Source organism: Bradyrhizobium sp. 31Argb, from assembly GCF_043638955.1.
Classification (GTDB): Bacteria; Pseudomonadota; Alphaproteobacteria; order Rhizobiales; family Xanthobacteraceae; genus Bradyrhizobium.
Map to the genome: position 1 here is coordinate 1 of NZ_JBEGDB010000147.1, position 19,204 is coordinate 19,204.

Genomic DNA, 19,204 nt, shown 5'->3' on the forward strand with positions numbered 1-19,204 from the left:
ACGCAACCTCGGACCGGCCGACAGTCGGAGCTACATCCGTCAAGCGAAAGTAACATCCTCAGGTGAGGCAATACGGCAGCCGGATCGCGATCGACGATTTCGGCGCCGGTTACACCTCGTTCCGCAACCTGCGCAAGCTCGGCGTCGATATCGTCAAGATCGATGGCGCCTTCGTGCAGAACATCGCGCATTCCGCCGACGACCGCGCTTTCGTGCAGACACTACTCGACCTCGCGCGCCGGCTCGGCATCAAGACGGTCGCGGAATGGGTACAGGATGAAGCGTCCGCGGTGATGCTGCGCGAATGGGGCTGCGACTATATCCAGGGCCGCCTGATCGGATTGGCCTCGCCGACGCGGCCATGGCACACGGCGGATAAGACGATGCCGGCGGCCGGGTAGCTGGTCGTCCACCGCTGGCTGTCATTCCGGGGCGATGCGATAGCATCGAGCCCGGAATCCATTCAGCGGCTCGCGCAAGCGGCCCAATGGATTCCGGGTTCGCGCTGCGCGCGCCCCGGAATGACGAACTCAATGGCAGGTTCGGAAGAGCCTACTCTTCCTTCTTCGTCGTCGTCGTCTCGCGCGACATCCGCTCGAGGCGCTCCTGCATCTCCTTCATCTGGCGGCGCAGGTCGTCGATATTGGCGTCATCCGGCGCCGGCTCCGGCACTTTCTCGGGCTCGGGCGTTGCGGTTCCCGTGCGCGGCGGCACGAATGGCTTGAACATGGAGAAGGTCTGCTGGAACAGCTCCATGTTGCGCCGAACCTGTTCCTCGAGCGGGGCGAAGGGAGTTCCGCTCAGCGTGCTTGCGATCTGCTTGCGGAATTTCTCCTGCTCTTTCGTCAGCGTCTCGATCGACTGCTCGAGATATTTCGGCACCACCATTTGCATGCTGTCGCCGTAGAACCGGATCAACTGCCGCAGGAAAGTGGTCGGCAACAGATTCTGGCCGGCCTTGTTCTCCTGCTCGAAGATGATCTGCGCCAACACCGATCGGGTGATGTCGTCGCCGGTCTTGGCGTCGTAGACGAGGAAATCCTCGCCTTCCTTCACCATCGCGGCGAGATCCTCGAGCGTCACATAAGTGCTGGTTCCGGTATTATAGAGCCGCCGGTTGGCGTACTTCTTGATCGTGGTCGGGTGTTCTGATTTTGCCATGGGGGGCTCACACATCAACACCAGGAGGGAACCCTTTGCAGCATTGCTGCAGGGGTGATGCACACGCATCGCAGCAAAGGTAAGCATTTTCAAAGCCGCTCGGCAACGATTTGTGCGCCACGGTTAATTCCAAAGCATAGTTATTGCTCAGGAAAGCTCCAACAGGGTCAATTTAAGTGCGCCGCGGCAGGATTTGGCCGTCTGGCCGATTGACATGCCTCAAGGACGTTAACAGGATGAGGCCGAAAGATAGGCCCGCGTCCGGCCGCCCGCCCGCCGCCAAGCTACCCAGGCCAAACATCAAGCTCTAGGAGATGCCCATGTCAGACGATGTCGTCATCGTCAGCGCCGCCCGCACCCCGGTCGGCAGTTTCAACGGTGCGTTCGCCAACACTCCCGCCCATGACCTCGGCGCCATCGCCATCAAGGCGGCGCTGGAGCGCGCGGGCGTCGAGCCGGGCCGCGTGTCCGAAGTCATCATGGGTCAGATCCTGACCGCAGCCCAGGGCCAGAACCCGGCCCGCCAGGCCTCGATCGTCGCCGGCATCCCGGTGGAAAGCCCGGCCTGGGGCGTCAACCAGCTCTGCGGCTCGGGCCTGCGCTCGGTCGCGCTCGGCTACCAGGCGCTGGTCAATGGCGATTCCGAGATCGTCGTCGCCGGCGGCCAGGAATCCATGAGCATGGCCCCGCATGCGCAGTATCTCCGCGGTGGCGTCAAGATGGGCGGCGTCGAATTCGTCGACACCATGATCAAGGACGGCCTGTGGGACGCCTTCAACGGCTACCACATGGGCAACACGGCCGAGAACGTGGCGCGGCAATATCAGATCACCCGCGCCCAGCAGGACGAGTTCGCCGTCTCCTCGCAGCAGAAGGCCGAAGCCGCGCAGAAGGCCGGCCGGTTCAAGGATGAGATCGTCCCCGTCACCATCAAGACCCGCAAGGGCGACGTCGTGGTCGACACCGACGAATATCCGCGCCACGGCGCCACGCTCGACGCAATGGCCAAGCTCAAGCCCGCCTTCGAGAAGGACGGCACGGTGACCGCCGGCAGCGCGTCCGGCATCAATGACGGCGCCGCCGCCGTGGTGCTGATGACGGCGAAGCAGGCCGCCAAGGAAGGCAGGACGCCGCTCGCGCGCATCGTCTCCTGGGGCCAGGCCGGCGTCGACCCGAAGATCATGGGCACCGGCCCGATCCCGGCTTCGCGCAATGCGCTGAAGAAGGCCGGCTGGAGCATCGGCGATCTCGATCTGATCGAGGCCAACGAGGCGTTCGCGGCGCAGGCCTGCGCTGTCAACAAGGACCTCGGCTGGGATACGTCCAAGGTCAACGTCAACGGCGGCGCGATCGCGATCGGTCACCCGATCGGCGCGTCCGGCGCCCGCGTCCTTGTGACGCTGCTGCACGAGATGCAGAAGCGCGACGCCAAGAAGGGCCTCGCCACGCTGTGCATCGGCGGCGGCATGGGCATCGCGATGTGCGTTGCACGCGACTGAACAAGAGGCAACATGCCGGGTTGAATGATGAAAAGATCGTCTGTCAACCACAGTGCAAGCTGTTAAGAGAATGCCCGGCCTCGCGCCGGGCATTTTCGTTTTGGAATATCGATAGATTTCAAAAGACCGGCACAATGTCGGCTTAGAAAAAACGGCCAAGGAGGAGACGGACATGGCACGTGTTGCATTGGTAACGGGTGGGACGCGAGGTATCGGCGCTGCGATCAGCAAGGCGTTGAAGGCGGCGGGCTACAAGGTCGCGGCGACCTATGGCGGCAATGATGCCGCGGCGCAGAAGTTCAAGGAAGAAACCGGCATTCCCGTTTACAAATGGGACGTCGCCTCGTTCGATGCCTGCGCGGCCGGGGTCAAGCAGGTGGAGGCCGACATCGGCCCGGTCGACGTGCTTGTCAACAATGCCGGCATCACCCGCGACACCGCATTCCACAAGATGACGCTGCAGCAGTGGAACGAGGTGATCGACACCAATCTCGGCTCGCTCTTCAACATGACGCGCCAGGTGATCGAGGGCATGCGCGCCCGCAAGTTCGGCCGCATCGTCAACATCTCCTCGATCAACGGCCAGAAGGGCCAGTTCGGCCAGGTCAATTATTCCGCGGCCAAGGCCGGCGACATCGGCTTCACCAAGGCGCTCGCGCTTGAGAACGCCAAGGGCGGCATCACCGTGAACGTGATCGCGCCCGGCTACATCAACACCGAGATGGTGCAGGCGGTGCCGAAGGACGTCCTGGAGAAGAACGTGATTCCGCAGATCCCGGTCAACCGTCTCGGTGAGCCCGAGGAGATCGCGCGCGCGGTGCTGTTCCTCGCCGCCGACGACGCCGGCTTCATCACCGGCTCGACGCTCACCGTGAACGGCGGCCAGTATCACGCGTGATTCTCGCCGGCAGCGGCCTCGTCGCCGCGAAGGACATGTGGAAGAAAGTAGGGTGGGCAAAGCGTAGCGTGCCCACCATTGCGGGCGGAGTGCTGATGGTGGGCACGCTTCGCTTTGCCCACCCTACAACGCTACGAAACTAGCCAGGCTCCCAGCCCTTCGGCGCCAGTTCGAATTTCGCAAATTCAAACGCCGGCGCGACCGTGCATCCGACCAGGGTCCAATCGCCGGTGCACTCCGCCGCCTGCCATGCATGTGCCGGCACGACGGCCTGCGGGACTTCGCCGGCTGTGAGATCAGAGCCGAGCCGGATCTCGCGTTGTCCGTTCGCATCGGCGATCCGCAAGGTCAGCGCATCGCCTGCGTAATAGTGCCAGATCTCCACCGCATCGACGCGATGCCAATGCGATCGCTCGCCGCGCGCCAGCAGGAAATAGATCGCGGTCGAGCGCGATCGCCCGCTCGCATCCGTCGCGTCATCGCGAAACGTCTCGCGATAATGGCCGCCCTCGGGATGCGGCTTCAGCTCAAGCTGCGCGATGACCTCAGCGGCAGTCGGCTTTGGCATCAGGATTTATTCTTGCGTTCGCGCAATTCGCCGAACACCTTGGCGCCGTCGGCGCCCTTCATGTGCAGCTTGGCGGCCACCGCCGGCTCGTCGGCGCGCAGGAACACGTTGGCTTTCTTCTCCTCGCCAAGCAGCGTCGGGATCGTCGGCTTGTTCTCTGCGCGCAGCCGCGTCACTTCCTCGGCGCGGGCTTTCAGCGCGGGATTGTCTGATTCCACTGTCAGCGCGAACTTGACGTTTGCGGCGGTATATTCGTGGCCGCAATAGAGGCGGAAATCGTCCGGCAGCGCGCGCAGCTTCAGCAGCGAATCCCACATCATCGGATAGCTGCCCTCGAACACCCGGCCGCATCCGATCGAGAACAAGGTGTCGGCGGCAAACACCGCCTTCTCGCCGTCGAACACATAGGAGATGTGGTCGAGCGTATGGCCCGGCGTCTCCAGCACCCGGGCGAGCAGACTGCCGACCTTGATCACGTCGCCATTGGCGGCGCGCAGGTCGACATTGGCGATCGCCGTGCTCTTGTCGTGCGGCGCGACGACGCGGCAGCCATATTTCTGTTTCAGTTCGGCAACCCCGCCGACATGGTCATGATGATGATGGGTGATCAGGATGTCGGTCAGATTCCAGCCCTCGCGCTCCAGCGCCGCGATGATGGGGCCGGCTTCGGGCGCATCGATCGAGGCGGTGGCCCTGGTGGCGGGATCGTGGATCAGATAGCCGAAATTGTCGGTCAGGCAGGTGAAAAGACGGATTTCCGCAGTCATGGTATCTCCCGCGAACTGTTTGAGCACGATCTCCGCGCAAACGCTTCGCGTTTGTCGCGAGGGAAAACCGGTTTCCACTTTTCCGCATCATGCTCTACCACGCCCTATATGTGCGGGAAATATGGCGTCAACGCTCGCGCGACAATGCAATTTTCGGGAACACGGACGTGAGGGCGGCGTGTTAGGTTGGGTGTATGGACGTCATTGATCTCCGCGATTTCTATTCGCAGCGCCTGGGCATCGTGGCGCGCCAATTGATCAATCGCGGCATCCGCGAGCGATGGCCGGGGGCCGAGGGCCAGCGCGTGCTCGGGCTCGGCTATCCCACCCCCTATCTCGGTCTGTTCCGCGAGGATTGCGAGCGCTGCATCGCGTTCATGCCGGCGTCACAGGGGGTTCTGAAATGGCCGACGGGCCGGCCGGCGCTGGCGACCCTGGTCGACGAATTCTCGATGCCGCTCGCGGATGCCGCGGTCGACCGCGTGCTGCTCGTGCACGCGCTGGAGATGTCGGATGATCCGGAGCGGTTGCTGCGCGAGGTGTGGCGGGTGCTGGCGCCCTCCGGCCGGCTGATCGCGGTGATACCCAATCGCCGCGGCGTATGGACACGCACCGACACCACGCCGTTCGGCCACGGCCGGCCCTATTCGCGGGCGCAGATCACGCAATTGCTGCGGCAGACCTGGTTCACGCCGACGGCCTGGGGGGAGGCGCTGTTCGTGCCGCCGGTCGCGGGGAGCTGGTTTCTGCGCTGGGCGATGGCCTGGGAGCGTCTCGGTGCGACGCTGTCACTGCCGTTCGCGGGCGTTCATATCGTGGAAGCAACCAAGCAGGTCTATCGCGCGATCCCCGCGAACCGCGAACGCGCGCGGCTAATCCCGTCACTGCAGCCAGTGCTCGTGCCGTCATCGTCGCGCGGGTGATGCGGATTTGTAGGGTGGGCAAAGCGAAGCGTGCCCACCATTGCGAGCAGAGCGTTGATGGTGGGCACGCTGCGCTTTGCCCACCCTACTTTCTTGTCGCGGGCTAGCTACTCATTCCCTGTGTTGAAGTCTTCGCTCGGCGCGGGCTGCGCGGCGGCGTCGGGGCGCGGGCTGTGCGGGCGGCGGCGGCGGCGCGGGAAGCGCTCGCTACGTTCGCTGCGTTCTCCGCCGCCATTGCCTTCATGATTGCCATTGACTTGCGGCTGCGCGCCGCCGGTGATGAAGGAGGGCAGGCGGTCGACGCCGCCATTGTCAGCGATCATCGGCTGCGGCTGGTTCTGCGGCGGCGGTTGATACTGCGGCTGCGGACGATGTTCGCGCTCGCGATGCTCTCGCGGCTGCTGCTGCTCGCGCTGATAGGGCTGCTGACTGTTTTCGCGTGCATAGGGCGGTTGCGGCGCGAAGCCGGGCTCCTGCCCGAAGCTCGAATAGCTGTCGTCATCGTCGCCCTCATCGGTCGTCGACACATCGTTGTTGTCGACGCGGGGCGGCTGCTGCTGATTCTGCCGAAGCTGTTCCTGGGCCGCGGCGATGATGCGGAAGTAATGTTCGGCATGCTGATAGTAGTTCTCGGCGGCGACCGGATCGCCGGAAGAGCGTGCATCGCGCGCGAGCTGAACGTATTTTTCCGCAACGTGGGAAGCGGTGCCACGGATCTTGATGTCGGGTCCGTTCGATTCAAACACCCGCGTCAACGGGTTCTGACCGCGCCGGTTATTGTTGTTATTGTTGTTATTGTTATTCCGGTTACGCATCCGCTTGTTGTTTTGACCGTTTCTCATGTCTTGCCTTTTATTCCAGCCCTAAGTTACCAGCGTTGTAAGTTACCAGCGTTGAAATTGCCGTTGTGGTGGAGGTGCCCGTCCAGCCGGCGCGCGCCATCGCGCGCACCGAATCACGATGCCATCTGGATCAATGCCAAAGTTCGCCAACCATCGCGTTGAGCAAAGACGCGTTCCCCAACCGCCGGCCGGTCGGCCTGCGGATCAATTATTCAGCTTGCCACGCAAGCCCAGTTCTCTCACGTAAGTCTTCAAGCGCAATAACAGGCTTTCGTTCGCTTGGCGGTCGAGAGCAGCACAGCCCCGGCTATTGCGCTCACACAGACCTGCGTTTTGGAACCTTTGATCGGCGGGCTCTCGGAGAGAACCCTGGTCTTCACCCGTTAACGGCTACGGGGCCAAACCGATGTCATGACTGGAACGTAGTCGTTCCCGGGGGATATTCCAAGAGGTTTTTTTGCGTTCCAATAGGACTTTATCGCGGCAATTTGCGGCCCGCTACTGCCCGCGGGATGCCTGCCAGATCGGCCCTCGGCGGACCGGCCGGGACGAGCCCTGCGGCCGTCATCAAAGCTTCAATCGCCTGGCTCTGGCTGATGCCTGATTCGACAACCAGGGTGGCGCCAGGGGCGAGCAGACCGGCGGCCTGCGGGATCAGCACGCGATAGGCATCCAGTCCGTCGTCGCCGCCATCGAGCGCGGCAAGCGGGTCGTGTTCGCGCACCTCGACGGCGAGGTCGGCAATATCAGCGGATGGTATATAGGGCGGGTTCGACACGATCAGGTCGAAGCGGCCGGAGAGGCCCGATGCGTAGTCGCAGGCGATGAAGGTTGCGCGCTTCTCAATGCCTAACGCCAACGCATTGGCGCGCGCCGTCTCGAGCGCCTCCGTGCTGATGTCGGTGCCGTAGCCCGTGGCCGCAGGAAGCTCGGAGAGCAGCGCCAGCAGGATTGCACCAGTGCCGGTGCCGAGATCGGCGATCCGCAGCGGCTTTCCCAAAGCTCCGTCCGCGCGCAGGATCTGCAGCGCGAGTTCGACCACGGTCTCGGTGTCGGGCCGCGGCACCAATGTCGCGGCGGAGAGTTTTAGCGGCAGTCCCCAGAATTCCTTTTGCCCGAGGATGCGCGCGACCGGCTCGCCGGCGAGGCGACGGCGCGCGAACGCTTCCAGTTTTGCTGCTTCGTTCTCCGTCAGCGTCCGGTTCGCAGCCGTGATCATGCCGGTGAGATCGAGACGGAGCACGGCGCCGAGCAGCATGCGCGCATCGAGCTCGGCCGAATCGATCGCCGCCGATTTGAAGCGCGCCGCGAGCGCGCGTCGTGCTGTCTCGACAGATTGCCCGGCAAACTCACTCATCGCCCGTAGCCCGGATGGAGCGCAGCGCAATCCGGGATTCGTGCAGCCCGGCCCGCTGGCCCCGGATTACGCTGCGCTCCATCCGGGCTACGGGAGTCCTCACGCCGCAGCCCCCTGCGCGGCGAGTTGCGCCGCCTGATGTTCGGTGGTCAGCGCGTCGGTCAATTCGCCGAGCGCTTCGCCCGAGATCACCTGCGGCAATTTGTAGAGCGTCAGGTTGATGCGATGATCGGTGACGCGCCCTTGCGGAAAATTATAGGTGCGGATGCGCTCGCTGCGGTCGCCGGAGCCGACCTTCTCCTTGCGGTCGGCGGAGCGTGCTGCATCTACGCGCTGGCGCTCGGCATCGTAGATGCGCGAGCGCAGGATGTTCATCGCCGACGCCCGGTTCTTGTGCTGCGAGCGGCTGTCCTGCATCATCACCACGATGCCGGTCGGGATATGGGTGATGCGGATCGCCGATTCCGTCTTGTTGACGTGCTGGCCGCCCGCGCCCTGCGCCCGCATGGTCTCGATCCTTAAGTCCTCGTTCTTGATGTCGACGTCGACGTCCTCGACCTCCGGCAGCACGGCCACCGTGGCGGCGGAGGTGTGGATACGCCCCTGCGTCTCGGTATCGGGCACGCGCTGCACCCGATGCACGCCGGATTCGAATTTCAGTTTCGCGAAGGCGCCGCGGCCCTGCACCTCGGCGATGATTTCCTTGTAGCCGCCGACTGAGCCTTCGCTCGCCGAGATCACCTCGACCTTCCAGCCCTGCAGCGCGGCGAAGCGCTCATACATGCGGAACAGGTCGCCCGCGAACAGCGAAGCCTCGTCGCCGCCGGTGCCGGCGCGGATTTCCAGCACGACGTTGCGGTCGTCCATGGCGTCCTTCGGCAACAGCGCGATGCGGATATTCTGTTCGAGCTCGGCAAGCCGCGCATGCAGCGTCTCGAGCTCGGCCTCCGCCATGCCGCGCATGTCGGGCTCGGTGGCGGGATCGGCGATCAGGCTCTGGGTGTCGGCGAGCTCGGTCCGCGCAGCGCGATAGGCCTTCACTGCCTCGATCAGCGGATTGAGCTCGGCGAGCTCGCGGGTGATCTGGACATAGCGTTCCGAATTCACCTGGCCGAGCAGTTCGGCCTCGAGCGAGGCATGATGGGCGAGCAGGACATCGAGTTTGGCTTCGGGCAGCATGGGTGGTTCTCAAATAACGGAAAGGGCAGGGGGCGGCGTCGTCGAGGAGAGCGTCGCTACAAGGTGAGCCCTTCGGCTTCCGCAAATTCCGTCAGCTTCTCGCGGATCGACACGCTGCCGGCCGGCGCGTCCAGAAGCGGGTTGATCATCGCTTCGGCCTTTTGCGCGTCGAGCTCGATGATCATCGCCTTCACCGGACCGTGCGCGGTCGCCGACAGTGACAGCGAGCGGTAGCCAATCGCGATCAGCGCCAGCGCGCCGATCGGCTTCGATGCCATCTCGCCACACAGCGAGGCAACCTTCCTGCAGCCCTGCGCCCTGCGCACGATGTCGCGCAGCGCGCGCAGGATCGGCACGGACAGGGTGTCGAACCGTTCCGAGACCTTGGCGTTGCCGCGGTCGACCGCGAACAGGAACTGGAACAGGTCGTTCGACCCGACCGAGAGGAAGTCGACCCGCTTCAACAGCTCGTCGAGCTGGTAGAGCAGCGCCGGAACCTCGACCATGGTGCCGACATCGACGCGCTCGGGCAGCGAATGGCCGTGCTGGCGCAGATAAGTCAGTTCACGCTCGACAATGGCCTTGGCCTGATCGAACTCGGTAACGTCCGAGATCATCGGAAACATGATCTTCAGCGCGCGGCCGCCGGCGGCGCGAAGCAGCGCGCGGATCTGGCCGCGCAACAGTCCCGGGCGGTCGAGGCCGAGCCGGATCGCGCGCCAGCCGAGCGCCGGGTTCTCCTCGACGACGGTCTCCATATAGGGCAGCGCCTTGTCGCCGCCAATGTCGAGCGTGCGAAACGTGACGGGCTTCGATCCCGCTGCATCCAGCACGGTGCGATAGAGCGCGAGCTGGTCGCTGGAGCGCGGCAGGTTCGGGCTCACCATGAACTGCAGCTCGGTGCGGAACAGGCCGATGCCGGCGCTGCCGGTGTCATCGATATGCGGCAGGTCGATGGTGAGTCCGGCGTTGATCAGAAGCTCGATCGGCTGGCCGTCCTTGGTCACGCAGGGCTTGTCGCGCAGCGCCGAATATTGCGCCTGCCGCCGCGCGCGGAAGCGGACCCGCTCGGCGTAGGCCGACTCGATCTCCGACGACGGGCGGACATAGATCTCGCCCGAGATGCCGTCGACGATGATGGCGTCGCCGGGATCGGCAATGCCGGGCGCGTTCGGCACTTCGCCGACCGCGGGAATGCCGAGCGCGCGCGCCACGATCGAGACGTGGGAATTGGCGGTGCCTTCCTCCAGCACCAGGCCCCGCAATCGCTTGCGGTCATAGTCGAGCAGCGCCGCCGGGCCCATCGCGCGCGCGATCAGGATCGCGTTGTCGGGCAATTGTTCGCGCGACGGGGCGTGGTCCTGGCCGACGAGCTGCCGCATCAGGCGATGGCCGAGATCCTCGAGGTCATGCAGCCGGTCGCGCAAGTATGGATCGGTCGAACGCAGCATGCGCGCGCGGGTGTCAGACTGTACGCGCTCGACCGCGGCTTCAGCGGTGAGGCCGGTGGCAACTGCCTCATGCAGCTTGTGCGACCAGCCCTGGTCGTTGGCGAACATGCGATAGGCTTCCAGCACGTCGCGATGCTCGCCGCCATCGGCGACGTCGCCGCGCTCCAGGAGGCGGTCGAGATCGGCGCGCAGCTTGGTCAGCGCCGCATCCAGCCGCTTGATCTCCTTCGGCAGATCCTCGGCGATATAGTTGGTGATGACGACGCGCGGCTCGTGCAGCACGACATGGCCGAGCGCGATGCCTTCGGAGAGAATGGCGCCGGTCTTGTGCAGCGAATGCCGCGCCGCCGGCTCGGCGCCCGGTTGCGCCAGCGCCGCCAATTCGCCCGAGGCGATCATCTCCGCCAGCACCATGGCGGTGGTCTGCAGCGCCTCGACCTCTTCCTCGACATAAGTGCGCTTGGCGCGGTTCTGCACCACCAGCACGCCAAGCGTGTTGCCGGCGCGCAGGATCGGCACGCCGAGGAAGGAGTGGTAGATTTCTTCGCCGGTCTCCGGGCGGTAGGAGAAGGCCGGGTGGCTTTGCGCGTCGCTCAAATTGAGCGGCGTGGCCTCGCTGGCGACGAGGCCGACCAGGCCCTCATGGGCGCTGAGCACCGTCCTGTGGACGGCGTCGCGGTTCAGACCTTCGGTGGCGTAGAGCTCGAGGGTGTTATCGACGCGCAGCACATAGACCGAGCAGACCTCGGCCACCATATTGGCCGCGATCAGGACCACGATCTTGTCCAGCCGCTCCTGGGCCGAGACCTGCTCCGCCATGGTTTCGCGGAGCCGTCTCAACAGGACGCGGGGACCTCCCGAAGCGCTCCGCATAGGATGAAACCCTCCCCCACATGACCAGCAGGCCGTGTGGCCGGTAACTGGCGAGAAACTCGACTAATCCAACAATTTTATCCATCGGCGCCGCCGCAAGCTTGCAACCCTGCCGAATCGGATTCGCCAAGAGTGTGACACAGTTCGCGGCACCCTCCGATCAGGCCGTATAGCCAATCGAGGCTTGTTTTGCCAAGCAAAACGCCTGCCAAAAGATATAACGTCTCTGTCAGCCCAATGCTGCGGTAGCTAAGAGAAATTCTTACTCGCAACAGCGAGAAATGTGGGCTCAGGACGCCGTTGGAACAGGCCCGCAGCCCGTAGCCCGGGTGAACCGCAGCGCAACCCGGGACCGCTCGTCAATGTTGAGGCGAAGTGCCCGGGTTACGCTTTCGCTCCACCCGGGCTACGGGATTTCGAGGTGGAGGGAACGCACCCTCAGGCCTGATCGAGACCGTACAGCGTGTGCAGTGTGCGTACCGCGAGCTCGGTATAGGCGGCATCGATCAGCACCGAGAACTTGATCTCGGAAGTGGTGATGGCGCGGATGTTGATGTTGCGCGCGGCGAGCGCGGCAAAGGCCTTGGCGGCGACGCCGGCATGGCTGCGCATGCCGCTGCCGATCACCGAGACCTTCGAGACGTCGGTGGCGCTGTCGAAGCGCTGGTAGCCGATCTTGCTCTTGGCCGCGGTGATGGTGTCGCGGGCGCGGCCATAGTCGGTCGCCGGAACGGTGAAGGTCAGGTCGGTGGTCTTGCCGTCCTCGGAGACGTTCTGCACGATCATGTCGACATTGATGTTGGCGTCCGCGAGCGGGCCGAAGATCGCGGCCGCCACACCCGGCTTGTCCTCGATCTGGCGCACGGAAATCTGGGCTTCGTCCTTGGAGAAGGCGATGCCGGTGACGACGTGCATTTCCATGATTTCCTCCTCGCTGCAGATCAGCGTGCCCGGCGGCGTGCCGTGCGGGTCGATATCTTCAGGCTTGTCGAAGCTGGAACGAACGAAGATTGGCATGTTGTGCACCATGCCGAGTTCCACCGAGCGCACCTGAAGCACCTTGGCGCCCTGGGAGGCCAATTCCAGCATGTCTTCGAACGCGATTTTCTCGAGCCGCCGCGCCTTCGGCACCACGCGCGGGTCGGTGGTGTAGACGCCGTCGACGTCGGTATAGATGTCGCAACGGTCGGCCCGGACCGCCGCCGCGATCGCCACTGCCGAGGTATCGGAACCGCCGCGGCCGAGCGTGGTGATGCGGCCGGTCTCGGGACTGATGCCCTGGAAACCGGCGATGACCGCGACCTCCTTCCGCTCCTTGAAGCGGTTCATGATCTCGGTGCCGTCGATATCGAGGATGCGCGCCGAGGCATGCGCGTCGGAGGTCTTGATCGGGATCTGCCAGCCCTGCCAGGAGCGAGCCTGGATGCCCATGCTCTGCAGCGTGATCGCGAGGAGACCCGAGGTAACCTGCTCGCCGGAGGCGACGACGGCGTCATATTCGCGCGCATCGTGCATCGGGGAAGCCTCGCTGCACCAGGCCACCAGCTCATTGGTCTTGCCGGACATCGCGGAGACCACCACGGCGACGTCGTGGCCGGCATCGACCTCGCGTTTGACATGGCGTGCGACGTTGCGGATTCGGTCGATATTGGCGACGGAGGTGCCGCCGAATTTCATCACGAGGCGGCCCATGACGACGCGTGCATTCCTTGTGAGGATCGGTAGAGTGCCCGCGCTTTAATCCAAGCGCGGGGGCTGAAACGCGCGTATACATAGCGAAGCGGCCGGGGGCAAGCGGGTTCCTGGCGCCGTCCGTGGCGGGGGCGCGGGTGGCTATGACGCGGTGGTAACTGAGGCGTTTGTATGGGGCGGTATATCGACGAGATCCTGCAGCCCGGCGAGAGGGTGCTGTATTCGACCAATGCGCACTGGATCTTCTTCCTGCCGGCAATTGCCGGCTGGGTCGTAGCGATCGTGTTCCTGGTCCTCTCGTACATGGTTCCGACTGGCGCGCCGGCAGTTTTGTGCCTGGTGATGGCTGCTCTGGCGGCGATCGCGGCGCTTTACAAGACCGTGACTGCGGGAATCCACCACTGGACCACCGAAACCGACGTCACCAATCTGCGCGTCGTGCACAAGACCGGCTTCATACGGCGGAAGACCATCGAGATGAGTTTGGACAAGATCGCCAGTGTCAATGTAGAGCAATCCATTCTGGGGCGTATTCTCAACTACGGCGACGTAACGATTTTCAGCGTTGGCGAGGCAGAGCAGGACATTCCGACGATCGCCTCGCCGCTGGCGTTCCGCAATTCCATCACGGCGCGATAGGGGCGCGCGCATCATGGCCATGCAATCTGACTTTTCCGGCACCACGGTCGATCCGGCCGAGGTCGCAAAATTCTCAAAACTCTCGGCGGAGTGGTGGGACCCGCGCGGCAAGATGGCGCCGTTGCACAAGATCAATCCGTTGCGGCTGGGCTATATCCGCGATGCCGCCTGCCGCAAGTTCGACCGCAACGTCAGGAGCCTGAGCTGTTTGTCCGGCTTGCGCACCCTTGATATCGGCTGCGGCGCCGGGCTGCTGTGCGAGCCGCTGGCCCGGCTCGGCGCGCAGGTGATCGGGATCGATCCTGCCGCCACCAACATCGCCGCCGCGAAATTGCATGCCGACAAGGGGCACCTGGCGATCGACTACCGCTGCACCACGGTCGAGGAAATGGACGCGCGCGAGCGCTTCGACATCGTGCTGGCGATGGAGGTCGTCGAGCACGTCACCGACGTCGGCGTGTTCTTGAAGCGCTGTACGGCGATGCTCAAGCCCGGCGGGCTGATGGTGCTCTCGACGTTGAACCGCAACTGGAAGAGCTTTGCACTCGCGATCGTCGGCGCCGAATACGTGCTGCGCTGGCTGCCGCGCGGCACCCATCAATGGAGCAAGTTCGTCACCCCCGACGAACTCGCGCATCACCTGCAAGACAACCACCTCACCATCACCGACCAGGCCGGCGTGGTCTACAACCCGCTCGCCGACAAATGGAACATCTCCTCCGATATGGACGTGAACTACATGGTGGTCGCGGAGGAGGGGTAGGAGCTGCTTGCCACGCGGACGGCGTGCGGTCCGAGCGCAATCCTGTCATGCGCTGTTCCGGTTGACCGCGCCCGCGGCGGCCGCCACGGTGAGACCGTTTTCCCAGCCCGCTCGCGATTCTCCCGCACATGCTAACGATTTCCTCGCTCTGGATTCCCTTCACCATCGTCGCTGCGCTCGGGCAGGTCGCGCGCAATGCGATGCAGCGGTCGCTGACCGGGCCGCTCGGGACCTGGGGCGCGACCAATATCCGCTTCCTGTTCGGCTTTCCGTTCTCGATCCTGTTCTTTGCGCTGGTCATCGCGGCGACCGGCGATTCCGTTCCGTGGCCGCCAGCGGTGTTCTGGCCGTGGCTCCTGCTCGGCGCGCTCAGCCAGATCGTCGGCACCGGCTTGATGCTGCTGGCGATGAACGAGCGCTCCTTCGTGGTGACGACGGCCTATCTGAAGACCGAGGCGATCCAGACCGCGATCTTCGGCTTCGTCTTCCTCAGCGATCACCTCACCTTACTGAAGGTGATCGCGATCCTGACCGCGACCATCGGCGTCGTCATCACCGCGCTGCGGCCCGGCGGCGAGAAGGGGTTTGCGGAGCTGAGGCCGACCATCATGGGCCTCGTCGCTGCGGCCGCCTTCGCGCTGTCGGCGATCGGCTTTCGCGGCGCGATCATTGCGGTGCCCGGCGTCTCCTTCGTGACGGCATCGTCCTATACGCTGGTGTTCGGCCTGTTCGTGCAGACGCTGGTGCTGTCGATCTATCTGTTGCTGCGCGCGCCCGGCGTGCTCAAGGCGATCTTCGGATTATGGCGGCCGTCGATGCTGGCGGGCTTCATGGGCGCGTTCGCCTCGCAATTCTGGTTCCTTGCCTTCGCGCTGACGGCGGCGGCGAATGTGCGAACATTGGCGCTGGTCGAAGTCTTGTTCGCGCAAGGCGTGGCGTATTATTCGTTCAAGCAGCCAATCTCGCCGCGCGAGCTTTCCGGCATCGTCCTGATCGTGATCGGTGTGGCGCTATTGATCGCGGCTTGATCAACTTGTCATTCCGGGGCATGCGAAGCATGAACCCGGAATCCAGAGGTGATGGCGCGAGATTCCGGGTTCGATGCTTCGCATCGCCCCGGAATGACGAGATGCATCAGTTGCGGTCGTCCGGCAGCACCGGCAGCGGCGAGACTTCGACGCCTTCCTCGATCAGCGAGCGCGCTTCCTCCGGCGAGGCTTCGCCGTAGATCGGGCGGTGCTCGATATCGCCGTAATGCATCTTGCGCGCTTCGTTGGGGAAGCGGTCGCCGACATTGTCGGCGTTCTGGACGATGTGGTCGCGCAATTCCTTCAGCTTGGCGCGCAGCTCACGCTCCTGCGCCATCATCAGCGGTGTGGATTCGGCTGGCGCTGCCGCCGGCTGCTCGGCCGGCGCGGGAGCCGCGGCTTCGCGGCCCTTCTTGCCGACGATCTGCGGCGCCATGATCGCCTTCTCGACCGTTGACGTGCCGCAGGTCGGGCAGGCCACGAGCTTGCGGCGGACCTGGGAATCATAAGCCGACGAACTCTGGAACCAGCTTTCGAAAGCATGGCCCCGTTCGCAGCGCAGGTTGTAGCGGATCATGCTGAGCCCCGGACGAGGTGCAGATGCTCCGGACCTGCCTTGGGGTCGGCGACCGTGAAGCGGCGCCCATGCTGCAGCGAAGGAATCGCCCTGCGCGCGGTCTCGACCTTGGCCGGATCGATCTTCGCCAGGAATACGCCCGGCTCGACGCCGCCCTCGGCGAGGACCTCGCCCCAGGGGTCGATGATCAGCGAATGACCATAGGTCTCGCGCTTGTTCTCGTGCAGGCCGGCTTGCGCGGCGGCAAACACGAAGCAGCCGGTCTCGATGGCACGGGAGCGGAGCAGAATGTGCCAATGCGCCTCGCCGGTCTTGCGGGTGAAGGCGGACGGCACGGTGAGAAAGGACGCGCCGCTTTCGGCCAGCGCACGGTACAGTGCCGGGAAGCGCACGTCGTAGCAGATGGTCAATCCGATCCGGCCCCACGGCAGATCGGAAATGACAGCGGTCTCGCCCGGCTGGTAATTGGCCGATTCGCGATAGCTCTCTCCGCCGGGCAGATCGATATCGAACATATGGATCTTGTCGTAGCTGGCGAGCAGGTTGCCGTCCGGGCCGATCAGGAAAGAGCGGTTCACCGCCTTCTCCGGCGAGAAGCGCAGCGCTAGCGAGCCGATATGGAGATGTATCTTCAATTCGGCGGCCAGCGCGCGATAGGCCTTTAGCGACTTGTCGTCCTCTTCCGTCGCCAGATGCTCGAACAGCGCCTTGCGGTTCAATTGCATCATGTTGCTCACTTCGGGTGTGAGCACATAGTCCGCGCCTTGCGCCGCCGCCTCGCGCACCAGCTTCATGCCTTGCTCGAGACTCGGCTCCGGCAGAAGCGAGGTGCGCATCTGCACCATGGCGGCGGTGAAGGTGCTGTCGGCGCTCATCAGGCCACGCCTTCGCTGGTTAAGAGATCATCGAGCTTGCCCTCGCGGTCGAGCGCATAGAGCTCGTCGCAGCCGCCGACATGGGTGCTGCCGATGAAGATCTGCGGAAAGGTCGAACCGGCGCCGGCCCGCTCGTACATCTCGTCGCGATAGGCCGCGTCGCTGGCAATGTTGAATTCGGTGAACGCCGCCTTCTTGCGGGTCAGAAGCGACTTGGCCGCGGAGCAGTAGCCGCAGCCCGGGCGGGTGTAGATTTCAATTGCAGCGGTCATGGCGCGCTCGGTTGTGATTTTGTCCAGGATTATATGGGACCTTTGTGGCTATCGACAACCCGGGCGAATACCAGCACGTCGACCTGCGCGGCTTTGGCGCGCAGAAGCGCCCGCGCGCAGGCGTCAACCGTCGCTCCCGAGGTCAGGACGTCATCGACCAGGATCACGCGGCGGCCCTGGACTTCGGCGGCCCGGTCGGGCGCCACCTTGAACGCACCCTGGACGTTGGTCGCCCGCTGCGCCCGCGACAACCCGACCTGCTGCTCGGTCGAGCGCACCCGGCGCAGCGCATCGGAGGCGAGGTTGACGCCGCTTTGGCGCGAAATGACGCGGGCAAGCGCGCCGGATTGGTTGTAGCGCCGGCTCCAGCCGCGCCGCCAGTGCAGGGGAACTGGTACCAAAACATCGGCGTCGCTGAGCAATTCCTTCCCCGCCCGCGCCATCCAGCGGCCCATTGCTGGCGCCAGATCGGTGCGGTCCTGGTATTTCAATGCGTGCACCAGCGTGCGCGCGACGTCGTCATAGCGCACCGCGGCGCGGGCGCGCTGGTAGGCCGGCGGATTGGCGATCGCCTCCATCGACAACAGTTCCGGCCCCGGGTCGTAGACGAAGGGAATGCCGAGCCGCGGGCAGAACGGTGGTGCAATGAACGACAATTTGGCCCAGCAGGCGGCGCAGACGCCCTCGCCATCGACCGGCTCGCGGCAGGCAACGCACAGCGTCGGCAGCGCGATGTCGAGCATCAGCCGTGCTGCATGCGTCCATGCTCCCTGCGCAACGCTCAGCGCGCCGCGCAGATGGCCTGCAATAGAGCGGGATGGTGATGCTTCGGCGCCCATGAAGGGAGGCTAGCGCCGCGAACCTGTCAGCTCAAGCATTGCGTTGCCAGCGACGGAGGCAAGGCGTACCAACCGGCATGGCCGCAAACCCGACCACTCCTGTGTTGTTCGACCGTTCGCTGTTGTCAGCCCGGCTGAAGCGCGCGCGGCGCAACGCGCCGGTCACCTTCCTGCTCGAGCGCGTCGCCGAGGACATGGCCGAGCGGTTGCAGGCGGTCACGCGGGAGTTTGCCGATGCCGCCGACATCTGGACGCCGGGCAACGCGCTGCATGATCTCGTGCGCGAGCGATGCAAGTCGGTCCGCGAGGTCACATTCGAGGCTTCCGAAGTCCTTCCGCTGCAGCCGCAATCGCTCGATCTCGCGGTCTCCGCGCTCGCCTTCCAGTTCGTCAACGATCTTCCCGGCGTGCTCGCGCAGATCCGTCGCGCGCTGAGGCCCGATGGTCTGTTGCTCGCGGCGATGATCGGCGGCGATACGCTGACCGAGCTCAGACAATCCTTTGCGGCGGCCGAAGCCGAATGCGAAAGCGGGGTGTCGCCGCGCGTTGCGCCATTCGCCGATCTGCGCGACGTCGGCGCGCTGTTGCAGCGTGCGGGCCTCGCGTTGCCGGTGACCGATGTCGACCGCATCGTGGTGCGCTACGACAATGCGTTCGCGCTGATGCAGGAACTGCGGCGCATGGGCGCCACCAACATCCTGATCGAGCGGCGCCGCGCACTGAGCCGCCGCGCCACCCTGCTGCGGATGGCGCAAATCTATGCCGAACGCTTCGCCGATCCTGACGGCCGCATCCGCGCCACCTTCGACGTGATTTGGCTGTCCGGCTGGGCGCCGCACGAAAGCCAGCAAAAACCACTGCGGCCGGGTTCGGCGAAAGCTAGTTTGGAAGAGGCGGTGAAGCGCCTCTCACCCTCCCCTGAAAGGTAGGGCTATCGCATATGGGCGAGGGCGCGGAGAAGGAAGTCGTTGTTCCATCTGGCCTGGAGCATTTTGTGGCTG

At 64.5% G+C, this 19,204-nt stretch carries 19 protein-coding genes and 1 pseudogene; 8 read left to right on the plus strand and 12 right to left on the minus strand.

Features of this window, described 5'->3' with window-relative positions; all coding sequences use genetic code 11:
- Positions 1 to 59 precede the first annotated feature (59 nt).
- Positions 60 to 401 (plus strand): annotated as a pseudogene (locus AAFX91_RS25125) (EAL domain-containing protein); the annotation flags it as partial.
- 151 nt (positions 402 to 552) lie between these two features.
- Here AAFX91_RS25125 and phaR read toward each other — a convergent pair.
- On the minus strand, positions 553 to 1,161 hold the full coding sequence (gene phaR, locus AAFX91_RS25130; protein ID WP_282532519.1) for a polyhydroxyalkanoate synthesis repressor PhaR: 609 nt from the start codon (positions 1,159 to 1,161) through the stop codon (positions 553 to 555).
- Between the two features lie 320 nt (positions 1,162 to 1,481).
- Here phaR and AAFX91_RS25135 point away from each other — a divergent pair, with 320 nt between their 5' ends.
- Entirely contained in the window at positions 1,482 to 2,660 is a 1,179-nt protein-coding gene (locus AAFX91_RS25135) for an acetyl-CoA C-acetyltransferase (RefSeq protein WP_130583151.1), read from the plus strand.
- Positions 2,661 to 2,832: 172 nt separating this feature from the next.
- Positions 2,833 to 3,558 carry an acetoacetyl-CoA reductase gene (phbB, locus tag AAFX91_RS25140; protein ID WP_130583152.1) on the plus strand — a complete coding sequence of 242 codons (726 nt, stop codon included), beginning with the start codon at positions 2,833 to 2,835 and terminating at the stop codon, positions 3,556 to 3,558.
- 139 nt (positions 3,559 to 3,697) lie between these two features.
- Here the strand turns inward: phbB and AAFX91_RS25145 are convergent, their stop codons facing one another.
- Both AAFX91_RS25145 and gloB read right to left on the minus strand, forming a co-directional pair.
- Positions 3,698 to 4,126: a cupin domain-containing protein gene (locus AAFX91_RS25145; RefSeq protein ID WP_394568365.1), complete on the minus strand. Its 429-nt coding sequence runs from the start codon at positions 4,124 to 4,126 to the stop codon at positions 3,698 to 3,700.
- Positions 4,126 to 4,893 carry a hydroxyacylglutathione hydrolase gene (gene gloB / locus AAFX91_RS25150; protein WP_394568367.1) on the minus strand — a complete coding sequence of 256 codons (768 nt, stop codon included), beginning with the start codon at positions 4,891 to 4,893 and terminating at the stop codon, positions 4,126 to 4,128. The genes AAFX91_RS25145 and gloB overlap by 1 nt, the downstream gene beginning before the upstream one ends.
- 194 nt (positions 4,894 to 5,087) lie before the next feature.
- Between gloB and AAFX91_RS25155 the strand changes: the two genes are divergently transcribed.
- Positions 5,088 to 5,816: a methyltransferase domain-containing protein gene (locus tag AAFX91_RS25155; protein WP_394568369.1), complete on the plus strand. Its 729-nt coding sequence runs from the start codon at positions 5,088 to 5,090 to the stop codon at positions 5,814 to 5,816.
- A 107-nt stretch (positions 5,817 to 5,923) separates the two neighbouring features.
- Here the strand turns inward: AAFX91_RS25155 and AAFX91_RS25160 are convergent, their stop codons facing one another.
- The 5 genes from AAFX91_RS25160 to AAFX91_RS25180 form a co-directional block, all read right to left on the minus strand.
- Entirely contained in the window at positions 5,924 to 6,658 is a 735-nt protein-coding gene (locus AAFX91_RS25160) for a DUF4167 domain-containing protein (protein WP_394568371.1), read from the minus strand.
- A gap of 475 nt (positions 6,659 to 7,133) precedes the next feature.
- Complete coding sequence (prmC, locus tag AAFX91_RS25165; protein ID WP_394568373.1) at positions 7,134 to 8,015, minus strand: peptide chain release factor N(5)-glutamine methyltransferase; 882 nt, start codon at positions 8,013 to 8,015, stop codon at positions 7,134 to 7,136.
- A gap of 99 nt (positions 8,016 to 8,114) precedes the next feature.
- Entirely contained in the window at positions 8,115 to 9,194 is a 1,080-nt protein-coding gene (prfA, locus tag AAFX91_RS25170; RefSeq protein WP_394568375.1) for a peptide chain release factor 1, read from the minus strand.
- A gap of 56 nt (positions 9,195 to 9,250) precedes the next feature.
- On the minus strand, positions 9,251 to 11,518 hold the full coding sequence (ptsP, locus tag AAFX91_RS25175; protein ID WP_394568377.1) for a phosphoenolpyruvate--protein phosphotransferase: 2,268 nt from the start codon (positions 11,516 to 11,518) through the stop codon (positions 9,251 to 9,253).
- 438 nt (positions 11,519 to 11,956) lie between these two features.
- Positions 11,957 to 13,210, minus strand: coding sequence for an aspartate kinase (locus AAFX91_RS25180; protein WP_394568379.1), 1,254 nt, complete (start codon positions 13,208 to 13,210; stop codon positions 11,957 to 11,959).
- Between the two features lie 171 nt (positions 13,211 to 13,381).
- Between AAFX91_RS25180 and AAFX91_RS25185 the strand changes: the two genes are divergently transcribed.
- The 3 genes from AAFX91_RS25185 (at position 13,382) to AAFX91_RS25195 (ending at position 15,640) form a co-directional block, all read left to right on the plus strand.
- Positions 13,382 to 13,849, plus strand: a complete 468-nt coding sequence (locus AAFX91_RS25185) for a PH domain-containing protein (RefSeq protein WP_282530878.1) — start codon at positions 13,382 to 13,384, stop codon at positions 13,847 to 13,849.
- A gap of 13 nt (positions 13,850 to 13,862) precedes the next feature.
- Entirely contained in the window at positions 13,863 to 14,612 is a 750-nt protein-coding gene (ubiG, locus tag AAFX91_RS25190) for a bifunctional 2-polyprenyl-6-hydroxyphenol methylase/3-demethylubiquinol 3-O-methyltransferase UbiG (protein WP_282530877.1), read from the plus strand.
- 128 nt (positions 14,613 to 14,740) lie between these two features.
- Positions 14,741 to 15,640 carry an EamA family transporter gene (locus tag AAFX91_RS25195; RefSeq protein WP_394568381.1) on the plus strand — a complete coding sequence of 300 codons (900 nt, stop codon included), beginning with the start codon at positions 14,741 to 14,743 and terminating at the stop codon, positions 15,638 to 15,640.
- Positions 15,641 to 15,746: 106 nt separating this feature from the next.
- Here the strand turns inward: AAFX91_RS25195 and AAFX91_RS25200 are convergent, their stop codons facing one another.
- Genes AAFX91_RS25200 through AAFX91_RS25215 form a run of 4 tightly spaced genes read right to left on the minus strand, consistent with a single transcriptional unit; the run spans position 15,747 to position 18,203 of the window.
- Positions 15,747 to 16,217 (minus strand): DUF1178 family protein, encoded by a 471-nt coding sequence (locus AAFX91_RS25200; protein WP_130581904.1) that lies wholly within the window; start codon positions 16,215 to 16,217, stop codon positions 15,747 to 15,749.
- On the minus strand, positions 16,214 to 17,092 hold the full coding sequence (locus AAFX91_RS25205; RefSeq protein ID WP_394568383.1) for a carbon-nitrogen hydrolase family protein: 879 nt from the start codon (positions 17,090 to 17,092) through the stop codon (positions 16,214 to 16,216). The genes AAFX91_RS25200 and AAFX91_RS25205 overlap by 4 nt, the downstream gene beginning before the upstream one ends.
- Entirely contained in the window at positions 17,092 to 17,364 is a 273-nt protein-coding gene (grxC, locus tag AAFX91_RS25210; protein ID WP_130581906.1) for a glutaredoxin 3, read from the minus strand. Before grxC ends, AAFX91_RS25205 begins: the two co-directional genes overlap by 1 nt.
- A 29-nt stretch (positions 17,365 to 17,393) precedes the next feature.
- Positions 17,394 to 18,203: a ComF family protein gene (locus tag AAFX91_RS25215; RefSeq protein ID WP_394568385.1), complete on the minus strand. Its 810-nt coding sequence runs from the start codon at positions 18,201 to 18,203 to the stop codon at positions 17,394 to 17,396.
- 77 nt (positions 18,204 to 18,280) lie between these two features.
- Between AAFX91_RS25215 and AAFX91_RS25220 the strand changes: the two genes are divergently transcribed.
- Positions 18,281 to 19,132, plus strand: coding sequence for a methyltransferase domain-containing protein (locus tag AAFX91_RS25220; protein ID WP_394568387.1), 852 nt, complete (start codon positions 18,281 to 18,283; stop codon positions 19,130 to 19,132).
- The last annotated feature ends 72 nt before the right edge of the window (positions 19,133 to 19,204 follow it).